Here is a 20,437-nt window from a genome sequence, read left to right as displayed (position 1 = left end):
ACGCCATGTCGTCAGTAAACAGCTTTGGATCGCGGGACACACTCGCGGTCGGTTCGACCGAGTACGAGATCTTCCGGATCGACAAGGTCGCCGGGCACGAGAAGCTTCCGTTCAGCCTCAAGGTGCTGCTCGAGAACCTCCTTCGCACCGAGGACGGTGCGAACGTCACGAAGGAGCAGATCGAGGCACTCGGCTCGTGGGACCCCTCGGCCGAGCCCGACACCGAGATCCAGTTCACCCCGGCCCGTGTCGTCATGCAGGACTTCACTGGCGTTCCCTGCATCGTCGACCTCGCCACGATGCGCGAGGCCGTGACCGAACTCGGCGGTGACCCCAACAAGATCAACCCGCTATCGCCCGCCGAGCTCGTGATCGACCACTCGGTGATCGCGGACCTCTTCGGTAGCGAGAACGCCCTCGAGCGCAACGTTGAAATCGAGTACGAGCGCAACGGCGAGCGTTACCAGTTCCTCCGCTGGGGCCAGACGGCCTTCCAGGACTTCAAGGTCGTGCCCCCCGGCACCGGCATCGTGCACCAGGTCAACATCGAGCACCTCGCCAAGGTTATCTACGACCGCACCGTCGATGGCACCCTGCGCGCGTACCCCGACACCTGCGTCGGCACCGACTCGCACACGACGATGGTCAACGGCCTCGGCGTTCTCGGCTGGGGCGTCGGTGGCATCGAGGCAGAGGCGGCCATGCTCGGCCAGTCGGTGTCGATGCTCATCCCGCGTGTCGTCGGCTTCAAGCTGACGGGTGAGATTCCCGCGGGCGTGACGGCGACGGATGTCGTGCTCACCATCACCGACATACTTCGCAAGCACGGTGTCGTCGGCAAGTTCGTGGAGTTCTACGGAGCGGGCGTTGCATCGGTGCCGCTCGCGAACCGCGCGACGATCGGCAACATGAGCCCCGAGTTCGGTTCGACGGCCGCGATCTTCCCGATCGACGACGTCACGCTCGACTACCTCCGCCTCACGGGTCGCGACGAGCAGACGGTGTCGCTCGTGGAGTCGTACGCCAAGGAGCAGGGCCTCTGGCACAACGCTGCCGTGGAGCCGAACTTCTCGGAGTACCTCGAGCTCGACCTCAGCACCGTGGTGCCCTCGATCGCTGGCCCGAAGCGTCCGCAGGACCGCATCCTGCTGTCCGAGGCGAAGGAGCAGTTCAGCAAGGACATCCTGTCTTACGCGGCGCCCACGACGACTCACGACATGGCCGACCTGATGGCCAAGCACTCGTTCCCGGCATCCGACCCCGGCCCCGTGCCCGGCGAGGAGGACACCGACACGCGTGACGTGCACATCAACAGCGGCAGCGCTCAGGAGTGGTCGAAGCCCGTGCCCGTCACGACGCCTGAGGGCCAGGAGTACGTGCTCGACAACGGGGCAGTCACGCTCGCTGCGATCACGTCGTGCACCAACACTTCGAACCCCTCCGTCATGCTCGCCGCGGGCCTCCTCGCCAAGAAGGCGGTGGACCGGGGGCTGACTCGCAAGCCGTGGGTCAAGACGACGCTCGGCCCGGGCTCGAAGGTCGTGACCGACTACTACGAGAAGTCGGGGCTCGACAAGGCGCTTGAGGCTGTCGGGTTCTACACGGTCGGCTACGGCTGCACCATCTGCATCGGCAACTCCGGCCCGCTCATCGAAGAGGTTTCCGAGGCGATCAACTCGCACGACCTCGCCGTGACGGCGGTGCTCTCGGGCAACCGCAACTTCGAAGGCCGCATCAGCCCGGACGTCAAGATGAACTACCTTGCGTCGCCGCCCCTCGTCGTGGCCTACGCCCTGGCCGGTTCGATGAACTTCAACTTCGACACTGACCCGCTTGGCAGGGACCAGGACGGCAACGACGTGTTCCTCAAGGACATCTGGCCTTCGCCGGAGGAGGTCCAGGAGGTCATCGACACGTCGATCTCGCGCGAGCAGTTCATCAAGCAGTACGCAACGGTCTTCGACGGTGACGAGCGCTGGCAGAACCTGCCCACGCCGACGGGGCCGACCTTCGAGTGGGATGAGCAGTCCACCTACGTGCGCAAGCCTCCGTACTTCGAGGAGATGTCGATGGAGCTCACGCCCGTCTCGGACATCCGCGGCGCGCGCGTGATGGCGACGCTTGGTGACTCGGTCACGACCGACCACATCAGCCCCGCCGGCAACATCAAGCCGGGCACCCCGGCAGCCGAGTACCTCGAGGCCAACGGTGTGCAGCGTAAGGACTACAACTCCTACGGTTCGCGCCGTGGAAACCACGAGGTCATGATCCGCGGCACGTTCGCGAACATCCGCCTGAAGAACGAGCTCGTCGCGGCAGTCAACGATGGGCAGGTGGTCGAGGGTGGATACACGCGTGACTTCACCAAGGAGGGTGGCCCGCAGTCGTACATCTACGACGCGTGCATGAACTACCAGTCGCAGGGCACGCCGCTCGTCGTGTTCGGTGGCAAGGAGTACGGCTCCGGCTCCTCACGTGACTGGGCCGCGAAGGGCACGAGCCTGCTCGGCGTGAAGGCCGTCATCACCGAGAGCTTCGAGCGCATCCACCGCTCGAACCTCATCGGCATGGGCGTGGTTCCGCTCCAGTTCCCGCAGGGCGAGAGCTGGAAGTCGCTTGGCCTCGACGGCACCGAGACGGTCTCGATCATTGGCCTCGAGCAGCTCAACGAGGGCGTGACGCCGAAGACCGTCAAGGTCGTGTGTGAGCCGAGCGAGTTCTCGGCCGAGGGCAAGCAGACCGTGGAGTTCGACGCGACCGTACGCATCGACACCCCCGGCGAGGCGGACTACTACCGCAATGGGGGCATCCTGCAGTACGTCCTCAGGAGCCTCGTCTAAGCTCGCAACATGAGCCTTCTCGAGACCATTCACGGTCCTCGTGATCTCGACGGACTCTCTCCCGTCCAGCTCCAGCAGCTGGCGGGAGAGGTCCGTCGATTCCTTATCACCGAGGTATCGAAGACCGGGGGCCACCTGGGTCCGAACCTCGGAGTGGTAGAGCTGACCATCGCGCTCCACCGGGTGTTCCAGTCGCCGCGCGACCCGATCATCTTCGACACCGGACACCAGTCCTATGTCCACAAGCTCCTCACGGGGCGACAGGACTTCAGTATGCTCCGCCAGAAGGGCGGCCTCGCGGGCTACCCGCAGCGCTCCGAATCGGTGCACGACGTCGTCGAGAGCTCCCACGCCTCAAGCTCGCTGTCATGGGCTGACGGGGTCTCCCGCGCGTTCGAGATGTCTGGCCAGGATGACCGTCATGTGGCGGTCGTCGTCGGCGATGGCGCGCTTACGGGCGGCATGACGTGGGAAGCGCTGAACAATATCAGCGACGACAACACCCGCAACCTTGTCATCGTCGTCAACGACAACGGACGCTCCTACGCCCCGACGATCGGTGGCATGGCGCGCTTCCTGAACGACGTGCGCACCCGCCGTACCTACCGCAACCTGCATCTCGGCAGCCGTCAGCTGTTCAACCGACTCGGCTCGCCGGCTCGGGCCCTCTACCGCGGTGTCCGCGGCGGGCTCCACGGGTTCCTCAGCCGTTTCACCAACAACGAGGCGCTCTACTCGAACCTCGACATCAAGTACCTCGGGCCGATCGACGGCCATGACCTGCCCGCACTCGAGCAGGCGCTTCGCCAGGCGAAGCAATACGAGGCCCCCGTCATCGTGCACGTCATCACCCAAAAGGGGCGCGGATACGAACCCGCCCTCGCGGACGAGGCCGATCAGTTCCACGCGGTGGGGCAGATCGATGCGGAGACGGGTGAACCCGTCGGCGCCACCAATTCCCCGTCGTGGACATCGGTCTTCGCGGATGAAATCGTCGCGATCGCTGAGGAGAATCCTCGACTCGTCGGCATCACGGCGGCGATGCTTCGACCCGTCGGGCTCCACAAGATGGCTGCCCGATTCCCGGAGCGCGTGCTGGATGTGGGAATCGCCGAGCAACACGCCGTCACCTCGGCAGCTGGACTTGCCTTCGGTGGCTTGCATCCCGTCGTGGCCGTCTACGCGACCTTCATCAATCGCGCCTTCGACCAGGTCCTGATGGATGTCGCCCTGCACAAGGCAGGGGTGACGTTCGTGCTCGACCGTGCCGGCGTCACGGGCCCCGATGGTCCCAGCCATCACGGCATGTGGGATCTCGCAATCCTCCAGGTGGTGCCCGGTATCCATCTGAGTGCCCCGCGCGACGCCACCCGCCTGCGCGAACAGCTGCGTGAGGCCGTCGCAATCGAGGATGCCCCCACCGTGCTCCGCTTCTCGAAGGGAAGCGTGGGCGCGGAGGTCGAGGCCGTCAGGCGCACGGCCGATGGCGTTGACGTGCTCGCCGAAGCGGCGCAACAGGACGTACTCATCATGACGGTGGGTCCCATGGCCGACATCGGCCTCGACGTCGCAGCTCGGCTCAAGCAGCAGGGTATCGGCGCGACGGTCGTCGATCCACGCTGGGTCGTGCCGATCCCGCGCAGCATCATCGAGATGGCCGCCGCGCACCGAATCGTCATCTCGATCGAGGACGGCGTACGCGTTGGGGGAGTCGGCACCCGCTTGCGCCAGGACATGCGCGCTGCGGGCGTCGACACGGCGGTGACCGAACTCGGACTTCCCGATCAATTCCTCGACCACGCCACGCGCGCCGAGATCCTTGAACAGGTCGGGCTCACGCCTCAGCAGATCGCGCGTGACGTCGTCGCGCAAGTGCTGGGAAGCAAGATCCCAGTGGCTCGCCAAGAGTCCCGGCGGACGCAGGTCGACATCGACGCAGAAACGTGAACGATCGCCATTGAAGCGTGAACGACCGAGGGCCCGGAGCGGATGCTCCGGGCCCTCATCTGTCTGCCTCGCTCAGCGCGCTGAGTCGATTCCCCTGATAGCGGGGGAGTGGAAGGTGCCCCCGAAGACTCGCTCGGATGCTCCCACCCGGTCGAGGTAAGGCGTTGCACCACCCATCTGGAACGGCCAGCCGGCCCCGAGCAGCATGCAGAGGTCAATGTCCTCCGCCGCGGCCACGACACCGTCATCCAGCATTCGCTTGATCTCGTCGGCCAGACCGTCCTCGAGCCGGCGAAGGATTTCCTCGCGTGTCATGGGCGTAGAGCCGCCGGACACGATCTTGACTGCCTGCTTGTCGAAGCCCTTGATCTTGCCCTTGTTGTCGCGATCGAAGATGCGACCGTGCTCCGCCAGGCGGTGCAGGTTCCTGCTCTCGAAGAAGCGCTCAGGGAAGGCCGCGTGGTGAGTGTCGAGCACGTGGGCGCCGACCTTCAGTCCGACAAGCTCAAGCAGCTCGAACGGTGACATGGGCAGGCCGAGCGGGGCCGCCGCCGTGTTGACAACCTCGAAGGGGGTGCCCGTGTCCACCGCGTGCATCGCCTCGCCGAGAAGCTTCGCGAGCACGCGGTTCACAACGAATCCGGGCGTGTCTGCCGTAATCACTGCGGTCTTGTAGAGCTTCGCGGCGGTGACCATCGCCGTGCTCAGGGTCGCATCATCCGTGTGGGGAGTCTTTACGACCTCGATGAGCGGCATGACCGCAACCGGGTTGAAGAAGTGGAAGCCGACCACTCGCTCAGGGTGCGCCAGCTTGGCACCGATCTGCTCGACCGAGAGCGAGGAGGTGTTCGTCGCCAGGACCGCCGTATCGACGACGTGCTTCTCGATCTCTGCGAAGACATCCTGCTTCGCCTCGAGATTCTCGAAGATTGCCTCGATGACCCAGTCCGCGTCCGCGAAGTCCGCCTTGTTCGTCGTGCCCGTCACGAGAGCCTTCAGGCGGTTCGAGTCGTCGCGGCTCAGCTTGCCTTTCGACTCGAGCTTGTCGATCTCGCCGTGGATGTAGGCGAGTCCCTTGTCGATCTGCTCCTGCGAAATGTCGGTGATCACGACCGGCACCTTGAGTCGGCGTACGAAGAGAAGTGCGAACTGCTGGGCCATGAGGCCCGCACCGATCACGCCGATCTTCGTGACGGGCTTGGCGAGCGACTTGTCAGGAGCGCCCGCCGGGCGCTTGCCTCGCTTTTGCACGAGGTTGAAGGAGTAGATGCTCGCGGCGAACTGGTCGCCAGCAATGAGCTCAGCGAGCTTCTCGTCCTCAGCAGCGAACCCGGTCGCACGGTCGGTGTTCTTCGCCGCCTTGAGCAGTTCGAGTGCCGCGTAGGGCGACTTCGCAACCTTGCCGATGCGGCTCTCGAGCATCTTCTGCGCGATGCCGATCGCGACATCCCACTTGACGGCGCGTTCAATCTTGCCTGGTTCATTGGAACGCTTGACCTTCACGGCACCCGAGATGACGGCATCCGCCCACCGGATCGACTCCTCGAGGAAGTTCGCGGGGTCGAAGATGACGTCGGCGATTCCCATGTCGAAGGCCTGCTGCGGCTTGAGCATGGTGTTGTTCTTCAGGGGGTTCTCGATCACGACCTTGAGGGCGTTCTCGATGCCGATCAGGTTGGGGAGGAGCCAGGCCCCGCCCCATCCGGGGATGATCCCCAGGAACACCTCGGGCAGCGCGATTCCGGCACCCGAACGGTCCACCGTGCGGTAGTCGGCATGGAGGGCGACCTCGAGGCCGCCGCCCAGTGCGAGGCCGTTGATGAAGGCAAACGACGGGACACCCATGCCGTGGAGCTTGCCGAGCGCCTGGTGCCCGAGCTGGGCGAGCTGCTTGGCCGCCTCGCGACTGGGGATCTCGCTCACCTTGCTGAGGTCGGCCCCCGCTGCGAGGATGTACTGCTTACCGGTGATCGCGACCCCGGCGATCTCCCCACGAGAGGCCCTCCCGCGCAGGCCGTCCAGGACCCCGTCGAGCTCCAGGAGTCCGCGCGGGCCGAAGGTGTTGGGCCGGGTGTGGTCCTTGCCGTTGTCCAGCGTGACGAGCGCGAGAACGCGGCCACCGGAAATCGGTACTTCAGTCACATAGGAGTGAGTGACGACCTCGTCTGCGGAGAGTTCCGTGAGTTCATCGAACTGTGATGCCATTACTTCTTCCTCCCAGTAAAGTGCGGGTTCTCCCAGATGACCGATCCGCCCTGTCCGAGGCCGACGCACATCGCGGTCAGGCCGTAGCGCACCTCCGGGTGCTCCTCGAACTGGCGGGCGAGCTGGATCATGAGTCGCACGCCGGACGACGCGAGAGGATGCCCGACGGCGATAGCTCCGCCCCACTTGTTCACCCGCGGGTCGTCGTCGGCGATGCCGTAGTGGTCGAGGAGGGAGAGCACCTGCACGGCGAATGCCTCATTAAGCTCGAAGAGCCCGATGTCGTCGATTGTGAGCCCGGCCTTCTTGAGGGCCTTCTCTGTGGACGGGATGGGACCGATGCCCATGATCTCGGGCTCGACGCCGGCGAAGGCGTAGCTCACGAGCCGCATCTTGGGCGTGAGGCCGAGCTCCTTGGCCGCGCGAGCGCTGGCCATCAGGCTGACGGTTGCTCCGTCATTCAGGCCAGAGGAGTTACCTGCCGTGACACGCCCATGGGGGCGGAAGGGCGTCTTCAGGTTCGCGAGCCCCTCCATCGTCGTCTCGGGGCGCGGCGCCTCGTCGCGGGATGCGAGGCCCCAGCCTTCGGCCGTCTTGACGGCAATGGGGACGAGGTCCGGGTCGATCTTGCCCGCCGCAACCGCGGCGGCGAACTTCTGCTGGCTGCCGAGCGCGAAGCGGTCGGCGCGTTCCTTCGTGATCTCAGGGAAGCGGTCGTGGATCTTCTCCGCCGTGTTGCCCATGTTGAGCGCCTCGGCGTTCACGAGCTTCTCCGCGACGAAGCGCGGGTTGGGGTCGACGCCCGAGCCCATTGGGTGGTGCCCCATGTGCTCGACACCGCCCGCGATCGCGAGGTCGTAGGCACCGAAGGCGATTCCGCCGGCCACGGTCGTGACGGAGGTCATGGCGCCCGCGCACATACGGTCGATTGCGTATCCGGGCACCGTCTGGGGGAGACCCGCGAGGATCGCGGTGCTGCGACCCAATGTCAGTCCCTGGTCGCCGGTCTGGGTGGTGGCAGCGATCGCCACCTCATCGATACGGTCCTTCGGCACCGCGGGGTTTCGCTCGAGGAGAGCGATCATCGCCTTCACGACGAGATCATCCGCGCGGGTGTTCCAGTACATACCCTTTTCGCCGGCTCGTCCGAACGGGGTCCTCACCCCGTCGATGAACACGACATCCTGCATTTCGGCCACAACGCCTCCTTGATTTCAGATCTGCGTCGATCCTAGGCGCGGCGATTTTTGGCCCTGAATCGTTTGCACCTTCCTACGAAGCGGCGTTGTCGCGCTCCGAGGCAGACTGTGTAGCCTCTACAAAGGCTTCGTGGATGATCTGTACAGTAGCTTCAATCTGCCACTGCCTGGCGCCATGGGAAGCGAGGGCATCAGCGAGACTTTCTGCACTCAGCGGCTCGGGAGGCGACCACGAGACGCGCCGGAGCGTGTCGGGGGTCAGGAGGTTCTCTACTGGGAGCTGCAGCTCCTCCGCTAGCTCGACGATGCGGGGCCGCACGATCTTGAGCCGCTCATCAGCATCGGGGTTGCGATCCGCCCATGCCTTTGGGGGCGGGACGGCGTCTCCCCCGGGCACCCGCAGTGTCGGCAGTTCCGTGCTCGCGAGGCCCGTCTCGATCGCCGCCCACCAGCGGGACAGCTCAGTTCGGCTGGCTCGACCCACGAACTCCTTGAGGCCGGCGAGTTCCTTTTTGCTGGAAGGGAGCGCCTTGGCGGCGGCGACGAGGCTCGCGTCGGGGACGAGCCTGCCCGGGGCGGTGTCGATCTCGCGAGCGTAGGCATCCCGCGCTTCCCACAGTGCCTTCGCGACAGCGAGGTTGCGGCCGCCCCGGACCGAGTGCACGCCGGAAAGGCGACGCCACCCCTCACCACGTGAACTCGGGCGGGCAGGACGCGTGAGCACGTCAGCGAACTCCTGCGCCGCGATCTCGGTCTTGCCTTGTTCCTCCAGGAGCTTGGCGACAGCTTCGCGGAGGTCTGGGAGAAGCTCGACATCGAGGGCTGCGTAGAGCAGCCAGGACTCGGGGAGGGGCCTCGTCGACCAGTCCGCCGCCGAGTGCTCCTTCGCAAGGTGGATCCCGAGGAGCGACTCGACCACGGTGCCGAGACCGACTCTCGGGAGCCCGGCGAGACGTGCGCCTAGTTCCGTGTCGAAGATCCGTTGGGGGACGAGCCCGACCTCCTTCAGGCAGTCGAGATCCTGGCTCGCGGCATGGAACACCCACTCGACTTGCTGGATTGCCTCGTTCAGCTCCGTCATGGCACCGATCGCCGGCGGGTCGAAGAGGAAGGTGCCCGCATCACGGCGGAAGATCTGGATGAGATACGCGCGTTGGGAATAGCGATATCCGGATGCGCGTTCGGCGTCGACCGCGACCGGCCCCTCTCCCGCGGCAATCAGTGCGACCGCCTCGAGATACTCGTCGCGCGTGTCGATGACCGTGTGGGCCTTCGGTTCAGCCGCCTCGGGGGTGGCATCCGTCATTGTGGTTCTCCCGTCATGCATCCCGCGCCGCCCGGCGCGCTGAAAGAGACGCGACACCTTCGGCCGGCGGCAAGCCGGCGAGCATGCACAGCAATTCGCCCCAGCCTTCGACGTGAGCTGAGACATCGGAATCCTCGGGCGTCCACGACGCACGCAGTTCGATCTGGGCGCCATCGCCCTGGTCCGCGAGCTCGCCGTAGCCGGTGGAGAGAATCTTGGTCGCTGTGCCGGACGGCTTCGAATATCGCGCGTCGCGAGCGTCGAGCGCATCGATGAGCCACGACCACGCGACATCCGCCAAGAACGGGTCGACACCGATGTCGGTTTCGAGCGGTGCCTGCACAAAGCAGACGACGCGGAAGACCCCGCCCCACGCCTCGGGAGCCTCCGGGTCGTGCAGGAGAACGAAGCGCCCGGTGCCCAGTTCGGAATCCTCGTCGTGCCGTGCGGGGGTCACATCAGCCGACAGGGCGAGCGAGTACGGAGAGAGCGATGAGGGGGAGGGGATGTCGTTGACGCTGAGCTCTGATCGAAAGCTCGCCCGCCGAATTGAGTCCACGGCATCGCGGAAAGGAGCCGGGATGGGACCCGCTTCGTTGTTCGGCACAAGTGAAGACTAAAGTTCAAGCGTGTACCTTGCACGCAGGCACGCCGCTCCCGCTCGCCCCTGGTGGTTCGCGGTCGGCCTGCTGTCGGCCATCGGCCTCACCGCCGCCGCCGTGTTCGTGGGTGTGGCCTCCTTCGTCGCTCGCCTCGTCGTCACGCCACCCCGCCGGGCCATTGAGGATATGAGGATCCTCGACCATGACGTCGATCGCGGAACCATCACCCTGACACGAACAGTCGACTCCGTCATTGAAGGCCGATACGGACTCTGGTTTGATCGGGACTCCGGCTACGCGAAGGTCGGAGACGTGATGAGACTGGGCGCGAACAGCGTTGTTCGAGAGCTCCATGCTGTCGAGGAGGGCACGCCGCGCCGCGGGGCCAGGTGCCGCTTGTCCGGCTGGTACTACCGCGATCCGAGCGAGCTCGGCGTCCCTTTCGACGAGGTCGATATCTCGACGACGATCGGCGCCGCCCCCGCGTGGCGTGTTCCCGCACACGACGACCTCGGCAGGTGGGTGATCCAGGTCCATGGCCGAGCGGTCGACCGTCGCGAGGTCATTCGCGCTGTGCCGGTATTCCGCGACGCCGGCTTTACCTCGCTCCTCGTCTCCTATCGCAACGACGGACTTGCGCCAGGCAGCGACGACGGACTCTATGCCCTCGGCGACATTGAGTGGCTCGACGTCGAGGCGGCAATCCGCTTCGCCGTCGACAACGGCGCCAAGCAGATCATCCTCATGGGCTGGTCGATGGGCGGCGCAACCGTGCTGCAGGCTGTCTCGCGCTCACGACTCGCGCACTTTGTCACCGGAATCGTGCTCGAATCGCCAGTCGTCGACTGGGTAACCGCCCTCGACCACCAAGCGGGTACCCGACACATCCCCCGCGTCATCACGGCAACCGTCTACCGTCTACTGACTCGCCCCTGGGGCCGGGTGATGACCGGGCAGGCCGCGCCCATCGACCTGCGTCGACTCGACTTCGTGACGCGTGCGATGGAGCTCCGACTTCCCATGCTCATCCTGCACAGCGACGATGACAGGTTCGTGCCTAACTCGGCATCACGGGCGCTGGCCCACGCACGGCCCGACATCGTCACGTTCCCCGAGATCACCGGCGCAGGGCACACGCGCGTGTGGAACGTGGACCCCGAGCGATGGACGCGCATGATCCGCGAGTGGCTCGATGCCCGGGTCAGCGAGCCGTCTTCTCGCGAACCTGGCGCTTGATCCGGGCGAGCATGCCGGTCATGCCGTGCAGTCGAAGCGGGCTGATCGCCTTCGACAGGCCGATCGTCTGAGGAAAGTCGCTGGGAACGCCGAGTACCTCGTCGACCGTCAGCCCTTCGAGGCCCTGCGTCAGGATGGATGCGAAACCGCGGGTCGTCGGGGATTCCCTCGGCGCAGTGATGAAGAGATGCACCACGGCGGAATCGTCTACCTCGACGAAGAGGTAGACGGGAGCCTGACATTCCTCCACGCGTTCGAGGAGGTCCGGATGCTCGGAGTAGCGGGTGGGCAGCTCTGGAAGCTCGTTGGCGAACTCGAGCAGAAGAGTCAGCCTCTCCTTCTCTCCGACGTCGAGGAACTCGTCGCGGATGTCGGAGAGTGCCTCGGGAAGCGCGTGTTCAGTCACGCATTCGAGTATCGCATTTAGCACATCGGTCAACGCTGGGGAGCGTCACCAGGCTCCTCGCCGATGACGATGGGCACCCGCACCGCAGATCCCCATTCCGTCCAGGAACCGTCGTAGTTGCGCACGTTCTCGATGCCAAGGAGGAAGGCGAGTACGAACCAGGTGTGGCTCGAACGTTCTCCGATGCGGCAGTAGGCGATGACGTCGTCGTCCTTCGAGATGTTTGCCTCGTCGAAGTAGAGGCGCTCGAGCTCGTCGCGCGAGCGGAATGTGCCGTCCTCTGCCGCTGCCTTTCCCCATGGGATGCTGACGGCTGTCGGGATGTGCCCGGCGCGCAGCGACGACTCCTCCGGGTATGCGGGCGCGGTCGTGCGCTGACCCGAGTACTCCTCCGGCGAGCGTACGTCGATGAGGGGCTTGCCGAGGTGGGCGATGACATCGTCACGATAGGCGCGGATCGCAGAGTCGTCACGCTCGACCACTGGGTAGTCGGTGGGCTCGGGCATGGGCACGTCGGTCGTGTATTCGCGCCCCTCCGCTTCCCACTTGGCGCGTCCGCCGTCGAGGAGGCGCACATCCTCGTGGCCGAAGAGCGTGAAGACCCAGAGGGCATACGCAGCCCACCAGTTGCTCTTGTCGCCGTAGATCACGACGGTGGAATCCCGCGAGATGCCTTTCTCTGACATCAGACGGGCGAACTCCTCGCCGTCTATGTAGTCGCGCTGAACGGGGTCGTTGAGTTCGGTGTGCCAGTCGATCTTGACTGCGCCGGGGATGTGGCCAGTCTCGTAGAGCAGCACGTCTTCGTCTGATTCGACGACGACGAGGCCCGGCTGGCCGAGGTTGTGGGCGAGCCATTCAGTGCTCACAAGGCGCTCAGGATGGGCGTACTCGGCGAACTTCGGATTCTCGTCTCGTGCGACGGTCATGGTGCCTCCGTGGTGCGTCTCTGCGGCATCCTGCCAGCGATGCGCGGGTTAACATGGGAATCTCCCCTTGAAGACTGTATGCGCTCGGCGTGCCGCATTGCAGCAGAGCGTAAGACTTCGACACGGGCTACTTCGCCACCGATAGACAGGCTCATTCCTCTTGACCGTTGACCAGCCCTCTCCCGCCACGACTGCTCCCTCAAGCCTGCTGCAGCGGGATGACAGACTCTCGGGCAAGGAGATGGTGGAGCACCTGGTGCCGCCTCGCCAGTTCATGCAAGCTTCGCTCGACAATTACCGTCCAGACCCCGACTTCCCCTCCCAGGCCGACGCGGTCGCGGCAGTGCGCGACTTTGCCTCGGGTGCTGCCCCGAAGCGCGGTGGGCTCTTCTCGCGCAAGAAGAGCGACGATTCGCGCCCCGGTATCTACCTCGACGGTGGCTTCGGCGTTGGCAAGACTCATCTCCTCGCCTCACTGTGGCACCGCGCACGCGGCCGCAAGTACTTTGGCACCTTCATCGAGTACACCGCCCTCGTGGGCGCGCTCGGCTATTCCGACACGGTCAAGGCGCTGAAGGGCGCGTCGCTGATCTGCATTGATGAGTTCGAACTGGATGACCCGGGCGACACGCGGCTGATGGCGCGCCTCCTCGGGGAACTCGTCGCGTCGGGCACGCGCATCGCCGCGACATCCAACACCCCTCCGAACGCGCTGGGGGAGGGCCGCTTCGCCGCCCAGGACTTCCTTCGCGAGATCGACGCGCTTGCGGGACAGTTCAACACGGTGCGTGTCGACGGTGTCGACTACCGCCACCGCGAGAACTCAGGTCACGCCGTGACTGTTCCCAGTGAGGAGATCGCGGAGCGCCTCACTGGGATCGAAGGGGAGACGACCCTCGACGATTTCGCCGCGGTGTTGGGACTGCTCGGGCGGGTACATCCGTCCCGCTACGTCAAGGTGGTCGACAACGTCGCTGCGATCGGCCTGCTCGATGTGCAGGCCTTCACGAGCCAGACCGACGCGCTCCGATTCGTCGCGTTCGTCGACCGCCTCTACGACGCCCAAGTGCAGATCGTCGCGAGCGGAACCCCGCTCGACGAGATCTTCCCCGCAGACATGCTCGCCGGCGGGTACCGCAAGAAGTACCTGCGCGCGGTGTCGCGCCTGATCGCCCTGACCTCCGGCCAGCGCGAGTAGCGCTTCACGCAGACCTCGCCCGGCTCCTTCGCAGTGAATGCGAGGCAGCCGGAAACAATCTGTTTACGAATGCCGTTCTCGCGTAACACAGCTGAAATATACGAACACACCCGCCGAAACCTTGCCTCACGAAACTGGGCCGGTACCGACGCAGACCCGCTGACAGCGGGACCCGATGCTCGGTCGATCCTGATTCGAGAGAGGCAAAAGCTATGGATACCGGCGAACTGACCTGGGCCCTCGTGGCCACGGCGCTCGTGCTCTTCATGACCCCGGGCGTCGCGCTCTTCTATGGCGGCCTGGTGAAGGCCAAGAGTGTCGTCAGCATGATGATGATGAGTTTCGGCTCGATGGCGCTCATCGGCGTGCTGTGGATTCTCTACGGATTCAACATGTCCGCAACGACGGGGCCGTGGGCCTTCTCCGGCAACCCCTTCGGTGAGAACTTCGGCCTCGCAGGACTCGACAACGACGGCCTCATCGGTGCCGTCTTCGGCTCGACCTTCGCCATCATCACGGTCGCGCTCATCTCGGGTGCGATCGCCGACCGCGCGAAGTTCGGTTCGTGGATGCTCTTCGCCGGCATCTGGGCCACGGTGGTCTACTTTCCCGTCGCTGCATGGGTTTGGGGCGGTGGCTGGATCCTCAGCATCGGTGACTCCATCATGGAGGGCCTCCCCGCCGTCATCGACTACGCGGGTGGAACGGCAGTGCACATCAACGCTGGTGCCGCCGCGCTTGCGCTCGCGCTCGTGCTCGGTAAGCGCGTCGTGTTCCAGAAGGGCGCCCACAAGCCGCACAACGTTCCCCTCGTGCTCCTCGGCGCTTCCGTGCTGTGGTTCGGTTGGTTCGGCTTCAACGCGGGCGCCGAGTTCGCCAACGGACTCGCGGGAGTCGGCCTCATCGCGGTCAACACGCTCGGCGCCACGGCTGCTGCCATCCTCGGTTGGGCCATCGTCGAGAAGCTCAAGGACGGCAAGGCCACCGCTGTCGGCGCAGCGTCTGGAGCGGTCTCCGGTCTCGTCGCCATCACCCCTGCCTGCGCCAACCTCGACCCGATCTGGGCACTCGTGCTCGGTGTGGTCGCCGGCGCAGTCTGTGCCCTCGCGATCGAGCTGAAGTTCAAGCTCGGCTTTGATGACTCTCTCGACGTCGTCGGCATCCACCTCGTCGGTGGCCTCATCGGCACGATCTACCTCGGCTTCTTCGCGATCGAGACCGGCCTCTTCACGGGTGGCGACGCTGGCCAGCTGCTCGTGCAGGTTGTTGCAGCGCTCGGCGTGCTCGTCTACTCCTTCGTGGTCGCTCTCGTGCTCGGCTTCGCGATCGAGAAGACGCTCGGCTTCCGCGTCAAGAACGAAGACGAGATCGCAGGCATCGACACGATCGTTCACGGCGAGGAGGGCTACGCGCTCGAGAACGCGTGACACTCTGGCATAGAGGGGGTGCAGCCGACGGCTGCACCCCCTCTCGCTGTGCCTGCGGCGCGTTAGCCCCCAGCTGCGGGCGTCACCCGTCCAGACAGTGCAGGATGCAATGGTGATCGGTCACCTCTCGCTCCTGCTCGTGATGGGGTTCGCGGTCATGGCGGCGCTCATCGAGGCGCTGCGGGGGAGAGCGGGTAGGTCGTCGGCTGTCTGGTCAGCCGTAGCCTGGTACCTCTTCTGCTTCGTGCCACTCGTGCTGTTGGAGGAGGACATCATCGAGCTCCCCGCCATCACGGCAGACGACTTCGGCGGCGCAGCACCCCTGCACTTGAGCGCAGGAGTCTTCCTCTGGCTCATGACCCGGTCATCACAGGTGCGGCGCACGGAGGGCGACAGGGTGCTCGAATCGCCCATACCGCGACCCCTCGTACTCACGGTCGCCCTGATCGTCGCGTGGGCTGCCTGGCTGGTTGCCCTCGAGGGCGAACTCAGCAGCTTCACCGGCCCGCTCGTGCTGAACTGCGTGACGGCGGGTGTCCTCGGCGCGGTCACGGCAGGGGCACTCTCGCTGCGCACCCGCGAGCAAGCGGCACAACGGATGCTGAACGGCTCCTTGGCAGGCCTCGCCGCCGCAGCTGCGTGTGCCGCATCCGTCTCCCTCCTCGCAGCCGCAGTCATCGGCGCTGTCGCCGCGTACCTTGCCCGGCTTGCCGAACTGCGGCTGAACGGCGAGCGTGGGGCATGGGGCTCGGCACTGCGGGCGGCCGGCGTCGGCGCGCTTCTCGGGCTACTCGCGATCGGTGTCGTCGACGACCGAGCCGGTTTCTTCTTCACCGGCCAGCCCACGCTGATGCTGGGGCAGGTCGCAGCGGTGCTCGCGACGCTCGTGCTGTCGATCGCGGTCGCTGCCTGCGTAAGAGGCGTCCTGGCGCTGGGGCATGCCCGAAGGGCGGCAGGCTCCCGCGGCTGAACCGAAGCCACTGCACGGGGAGACCCGGGCATTCGCGTTGCGAAGCAGTGTGCTGTGTGGTGGGCGATACCAGACTCGAACTGATGACCTCTTCCGTGTGAAGGAAGCGCGCTACCAACTGCGCCAATCGCCCGTCAATGACAATCTTGCCACAGGTTTCGGTGGCGCCGTGCACACCTCGACCGCCACCAGATCGGCGCGTGACGCGCCCGGGCTGCGCCGGTTTGGTGTCGGAGAGATTCATCGGATAGAGTTCCTGAGCACGCAGAAATGCGAGCAAATGCGGATGTGGCGCAGTGGTAGCGCATCACCTTGCCAAGGTGAGGGTCGCGAGTTCGAATCTCGTCATCCGCTCGAGTGAAGTCTCACGCACGTGGGAACCCTCCACGGTGGCGTGGCCGAGAGGCGAGGCAGCGGCCTGCAAAGCCGTCCACACGGGTTCGAATCCCGTCGCCACCTCCACTCGGTACGACAACACAATGGGCGATTGGCGCAGCGGTAGCGCGCTTCCCTGACACGGAAGAGGTCACTGGTTCGATCCCAGTATCGCCCACCAAGAGTTGAAGCCCCGACGCGAGTCGGGGCTTCAACTGTTTCTGGCGGGATCGAACGAGCGACCTCGCAACCGCCTGTCGGCGCTGGCGCTGGTTCGATCCCAGTATCGCCCAGCAGATATCGAAGGCCCCGGAGAAATCCGGGGCCTTCAGTGTTTCCGGGCACGGCAGAGCGGATGGCATCCGCCCACTAAACTGGGCCGAATGAGCCAGCAGTCAGGATTTGACCTCTTCACAGATCGCGACATCGTCGCAATGCGCGTCAACGGCGAGCTGAGGGACCTGGCTGCAACTGTCACGGACGCTGACGAGGTCGAACCCGTGCGCATTGACTCGGAGGACGGGCTGAGCATCCTGCGTCACTCCGCCGCGCACGTTGCGGCCCAGGCGGTGCAGTCGATCAACCCGGAGGCGAAGCTCGGCATCGGCCCGCCCGTCACCGACGGCTTCTATTACGACTTCGATGTCGAGCAGCCCTTCACTCCCGAGGACCTGAAGGCGATCGAGAAGGCCATGGAGCGGATCGTCAAGCAGGGCCAGCGCTTCGTGCGCCGGGTCGTGAGCGACGAGGAGGCACGAGCTGAGCTCGCCGAGGAGCCCTACAAGCTCGAGCTGATCGGGCTCAAGGGTTCGGCGGCCGAGGGCGGGGACAACGAGGCCGTCGAGGTCGGCGCGGGGGAGCTCACGATCTACGACAATGTCGACCCAAAGACGGGGGAGACGGTGTGGAAGGACCTATGCCGTGGTCCGCACCTGCCGAACACCCGCATGATCGGCAACGGCTGGAAGCTCATGCGCACGGCCGCCGCCTACTGGCGGGGTTCTGAGAAGAACAAGCAGCTCCAGCGCGTCTACGGCACCGCCTGGCCCAGCAAGGACGAGTTGCGCGCCTACACGACCCGTCTCGAGGAGGCGGCGAAGCGCGATCACCGCAAGCTTGGCTCGGAACTCGACCTCTTCTCCTTCCCCGAGGAGATCGGCTCAGGTCTCGCTGTCTTCCACCCCAAGGGCGGCACCATCCGCAACGAGATCGAGAACTACATGCGCCAGCAGTTGCTGTCGCACGACTACGAGCTCGTCAACACGCCCCACATCACAAAGGGCCACCTCTTCGAGACGAGCCAGCACCTCAACTGGTACAAGGACGGCATGTTCCCCGCCATGCACCTCGACGAGGAGCGGGATGCCGACGGGCATGTCACGAAGCAGGGCCAGGACTACTACCTGAAGCCCATGAACTGCCCCTTCCACAACCTGATCTTCCGAGCGCGGGGCCGCAGCTACCGCGAACTTCCTCTCCGGCTCGCCGAGTTCGGCACCGTGTACCGCTACGAGAAGAGCGGCACCCTCTCGGGGCTCACCCGGGTGCGCGGCCTCACGCAGGACGACGCCCACATCTATGTGACTCCGGAGCAGGTGAAGGACGAGATCAAGCGCCAGCTCGAGTTCGTCTTCGAGACGCTGCGCGGCTACGGCCTCGATGACTTCTACCTCGAGCTTTCGACCCGCGACCCCGAGAAGTCAGTCGGCACGGATGAGCAGTGGGAGGAAGCAACCGAGACGCTCCGCCAGGTGGGCGAGGAGTCCGGCCTCGAACTGGTCAAGGACCCGGGCGGTGCCGCGTTCTACGGTCCCAAGATCTCTGTACAGGCGCGCGACGCCATCGGCCGCACGTGGCAGCTCTCGACCGTGCAACTGGACTTCAACCAGCCGGAACTCTTCGAGCTCGCATACACGGCGGCGGATGGCACGCGCCAGCAGCCCGTCATGATCCACCGGGCGCTGCTCGGATCGATCGAGCGCTTCTTCGCGATCCTCCTCGAGCACTACGCAGGCGCCTTCCCTGTCTGGCTCTCTCCCGTGCAGGTCGTGGGCATCCCCGTCGCGGAGGAGTACAACGACTATCTCTCGGATGTCGTCGTGAAGCTCAAGTCGCGTGGCGTTCGTGCCGAGGTCGACCTCTCGAGCGACCGGATGCCCAAGAAGATTCGTACGCACACCAAGGCGAAGGTTCCCTTCCAGCTCATCGCTGGGGAGGAGGACCGGGCAAACGGCGCGGTGAGTTTCCGCTTCAGGGATGGCAGCCAGGAGAATGGCGTCCCGGTCGATGAGGCGATTGCGCGCATCCTGGAGACGATCGCCACAAAGGCGCAGGTCTGATGGCCGCCCCGTACGGGCCGGACGAGTTCGAGGGCATCGAGCGTGAGCCGGCGAGCGGCTTTGCGGCGAGCCCGGATGCGTTCCAGCGCCTGTGGACGCCTCATCGCCTCGTCTACATCGAGGATGGGCAACAGCCGCCCGCGCACGACTGCCCCTTCTGCAATGCGCCCACGATGCCGGACGAGAGGGGCCTCATTGTCGCGAGGGGCAAGCACGCCTATGTGCTCCTGAACCTCTACCCCTACAACTCCGGTCACCTGCTGGTGTGCCCATATCGCCACATTGCGACCTATGACGAGGCCAACGCCGAGGAGGTCGCCGAGATCGGGAGCCTCACGCAGACCGCCATGCGGGTGCTCAAGGCGACGTCGTCGTGCGACGGCTTCAACCTCGGCATGAACCAGGGGCGCATCGCAGGCGCCGGCATCGCGGAGCACCTTCACCAGCACATCGTGCCGCGGTGGGCGCTCGACTCGAACTTCTTTCCTATCATCGCCAAGACGAAGGCCGTGCCGCGCCTGCTGGGCGAGGTGCGCGCCGAGATCGCCGCGGCCTGGCCCAAGGACTGACCAGGCGGCATCCGGTGTGCGGCTAGCGCACCTGCGTGACCTCGAACTGCAGGCGCGGATGCGCGTACGCCTCCTGCGATTCCACGAGCAGCAACTCCCGAGCACCGGCGTCGTAGGTCGTCTGTAGGAGGTCGTAGACACTGGAAGTGGTGCGAGCGAGGGCCGTCGCCGCGTCGCCCGTCTCGCGATAGTGAGCGGAGAAGAGTGCGGCCGTGACGTCGCCAGAGCCGTTCGCCTTCATCGGGATGTGCGGGGTCTGCACGATCCAGGCGCCCTTGTCATCCACCGCAAGCATCTCGATCGTTCCCTCCGGCCGCTCCGGGCGCTCGACGCTCGTGACGAGCACCGTGCTCGGACCCATCGCGCGTGCCGCATCGACCGACGCCAGCGTCGAATCGAGGTCGGCCGGGTCCGTCGCCGTGAGGAAGCCCAACTCGAACTGGTTGGGGGTGATGATGTCGGCGGCGGGCGCGACCCGCTCCCGAAGGAGGATCGGGATGGCCGGGGCGACGAAGCATCCGGACTTTGCATTGCCCATAACGGGATCGCAGGAGTACACAGCGCTTGGATTCGCAGCCTTGACGCGCGCAACCGCGTCGAGGATGACATCCGCGATGCCCTCGCTGCCCTGGTAGCCGGAGAGCACGACATCGATGTCGGCGAATGCGCCACGCTCCTCGATGCCCGTGATCACCTCGCGCACGTCGTCAGGGCTGATGAGTGGCCCGCGCCAGGCGCCGTAACCCGTGTGGTTCGAGAAGTTCACGGTGTAGACGGGGTACACCTCGGCGCCGATGCGCTGCAGCGGGAACACCGCGGCGGAGTTGCCGACATGACCGTAGGCGACGGCGGACTGGATGGAGAGGATCTTCACAAGGGCTCCTGCGGG

At 65.4% G+C, this 20,437-nt stretch carries 15 protein-coding genes and 4 tRNA genes; 11 read left to right on the top strand and 8 right to left on the bottom strand.

Annotated features, from left to right (window positions below):
- The first annotated feature begins 5 nt into the window (after positions 1–5).
- Together FVA74_RS06780 and dxs are read left to right on the top strand one after the other, a co-directional pair.
- Positions 6–2,840 (top strand): aconitate hydratase, encoded by a 2,835-nt coding sequence (locus FVA74_RS06780; protein WP_147721312.1) that lies wholly within the window; start codon positions 6–8, stop codon positions 2,838–2,840.
- A 9-nt stretch (positions 2,841–2,849) separates the two neighbouring features.
- Positions 2,850–4,787: a 1-deoxy-D-xylulose-5-phosphate synthase gene (dxs, locus tag FVA74_RS06775; protein ID WP_147721311.1), complete on the top strand. Its 1,938-nt coding sequence runs from the start codon at positions 2,850–2,852 to the stop codon at positions 4,785–4,787.
- 72 nt (positions 4,788–4,859) lie between these two features.
- On the opposite strand, the gene FVA74_RS06770 is transcribed toward dxs, so the two are convergent.
- The 4 genes from FVA74_RS06770 to FVA74_RS06755 form a co-directional block, all read right to left on the bottom strand.
- Positions 4,860–6,992 (bottom strand): 3-hydroxyacyl-CoA dehydrogenase NAD-binding domain-containing protein, encoded by a 2,133-nt coding sequence (locus FVA74_RS06770; RefSeq protein ID WP_147721310.1) that lies wholly within the window; start codon positions 6,990–6,992, stop codon positions 4,860–4,862.
- A complete protein-coding gene (locus tag FVA74_RS06765; protein WP_370454509.1) occupies positions 6,992–8,182 on the bottom strand; it encodes an acetyl-CoA C-acyltransferase in 1,191 nt (396 codons plus the stop codon). Before FVA74_RS06765 ends, FVA74_RS06770 begins: the two co-directional genes overlap by 1 nt.
- A gap of 82 nt (positions 8,183–8,264) precedes the next feature.
- On the bottom strand, positions 8,265–9,497 hold the full coding sequence (locus FVA74_RS06760) for a ribonuclease D (RefSeq protein WP_187266488.1): 1,233 nt from the start codon (positions 9,495–9,497) through the stop codon (positions 8,265–8,267).
- A 13-nt stretch (positions 9,498–9,510) separates the two neighbouring features.
- A complete protein-coding gene (locus FVA74_RS06755) occupies positions 9,511–10,104 on the bottom strand; it encodes a DUF3000 domain-containing protein (protein ID WP_147721307.1) in 594 nt (197 codons plus the stop codon).
- Positions 10,105–10,126: 22 nt separating this feature from the next.
- Between FVA74_RS06755 and FVA74_RS06750 the strand changes: the two genes are divergently transcribed.
- A complete protein-coding gene (locus FVA74_RS06750; RefSeq protein WP_147721306.1) occupies positions 10,127–11,335 on the top strand; it encodes a S9 family peptidase in 1,209 nt (402 codons plus the stop codon).
- Here FVA74_RS06750 and FVA74_RS06745 read toward each other — a convergent pair.
- Entirely contained in the window at positions 11,301–11,741 is a 441-nt protein-coding gene (locus FVA74_RS06745) for a SufE family protein (protein ID WP_147721305.1), read from the bottom strand. The genes FVA74_RS06750 and FVA74_RS06745 overlap by 35 nt on opposite strands.
- 29 nt (positions 11,742–11,770) lie before the next feature.
- Positions 11,771–12,670, bottom strand: a complete 900-nt coding sequence (locus FVA74_RS06740; protein WP_147721304.1) for a sulfurtransferase — start codon at positions 12,668–12,670, stop codon at positions 11,771–11,773.
- Positions 12,671–12,830: 160 nt separating this feature from the next.
- Here FVA74_RS06740 and zapE point away from each other — a divergent pair, with 160 nt between their 5' ends.
- From zapE to FVA74_RS06725, 3 genes are all read left to right on the top strand, one after another.
- The gene (gene zapE, locus FVA74_RS06735) at positions 12,831–13,868 is read left to right on the top strand and encodes a cell division protein ZapE (RefSeq protein ID WP_370454505.1); all 1,038 of its coding nucleotides are present in this window, start codon (positions 12,831–12,833) and stop codon (positions 13,866–13,868) included.
- Between the two features lie 212 nt (positions 13,869–14,080).
- Positions 14,081–15,295 carry an ammonium transporter gene (locus FVA74_RS06730; protein ID WP_147721303.1) on the top strand — a complete coding sequence of 405 codons (1,215 nt, stop codon included), beginning with the start codon at positions 14,081–14,083 and terminating at the stop codon, positions 15,293–15,295.
- Between the two features lie 109 nt (positions 15,296–15,404).
- Positions 15,405–16,265, top strand: a complete 861-nt coding sequence (locus tag FVA74_RS06725) for a hypothetical protein (protein ID WP_147721302.1) — start codon at positions 15,405–15,407, stop codon at positions 16,263–16,265.
- 57 nt (positions 16,266–16,322) lie between these two features.
- On the opposite strand, the gene FVA74_RS06720 is transcribed toward FVA74_RS06725, so the two are convergent.
- Positions 16,323–16,398: transfer RNA gene (locus tag FVA74_RS06720), tRNA-Val, on the bottom strand.
- A 149-nt stretch (positions 16,399–16,547) separates the two neighbouring features.
- On the opposite strand from FVA74_RS06720, the gene FVA74_RS06715 reads away from it, so the two are divergent.
- The 5 genes from FVA74_RS06715 (at position 16,548) to FVA74_RS06695 (ending at position 19,548) form a co-directional block, all read left to right on the top strand.
- Positions 16,548–16,619 (top strand) — tRNA-Gly (locus tag FVA74_RS06715).
- A gap of 34 nt (positions 16,620–16,653) precedes the next feature.
- Positions 16,654–16,727, top strand: a tRNA-Cys gene (locus FVA74_RS06710).
- A 19-nt stretch (positions 16,728–16,746) separates the two neighbouring features.
- Positions 16,747–16,821 (top strand) — tRNA-Val (locus FVA74_RS06705).
- Between the two features lie 202 nt (positions 16,822–17,023).
- A complete protein-coding gene (thrS, locus tag FVA74_RS06700) occupies positions 17,024–18,979 on the top strand; it encodes a threonine--tRNA ligase (RefSeq protein WP_147721301.1) in 1,956 nt (651 codons plus the stop codon).
- Positions 18,979–19,548 carry an HIT domain-containing protein gene (locus FVA74_RS06695; RefSeq protein ID WP_147721300.1) on the top strand — a complete coding sequence of 190 codons (570 nt, stop codon included), beginning with the start codon at positions 18,979–18,981 and terminating at the stop codon, positions 19,546–19,548. Before thrS ends, FVA74_RS06695 begins: the two co-directional genes overlap by 1 nt.
- Before the next feature lie 22 nt (positions 19,549–19,570).
- Here FVA74_RS06695 and pdxY read toward each other — a convergent pair whose 3' ends face one another.
- On the bottom strand, positions 19,571–20,422 hold the full coding sequence (pdxY, locus tag FVA74_RS06690) for a pyridoxal kinase PdxY (RefSeq protein ID WP_147721299.1): 852 nt from the start codon (positions 20,420–20,422) through the stop codon (positions 19,571–19,573).
- Between the last annotated feature and the right edge of the window lie 15 nt (positions 20,423–20,437).

The sequence above is a fragment of the Salinibacterium sp. dk2585 genome, from assembly GCF_008001035.1.
In the GTDB taxonomy this organism is placed as follows: Bacteria; Actinomycetota; Actinomycetes; order Actinomycetales; family Microbacteriaceae; genus Homoserinimonas.
This window is presented reverse-complemented; position numbering and strand designations above follow the sequence as displayed.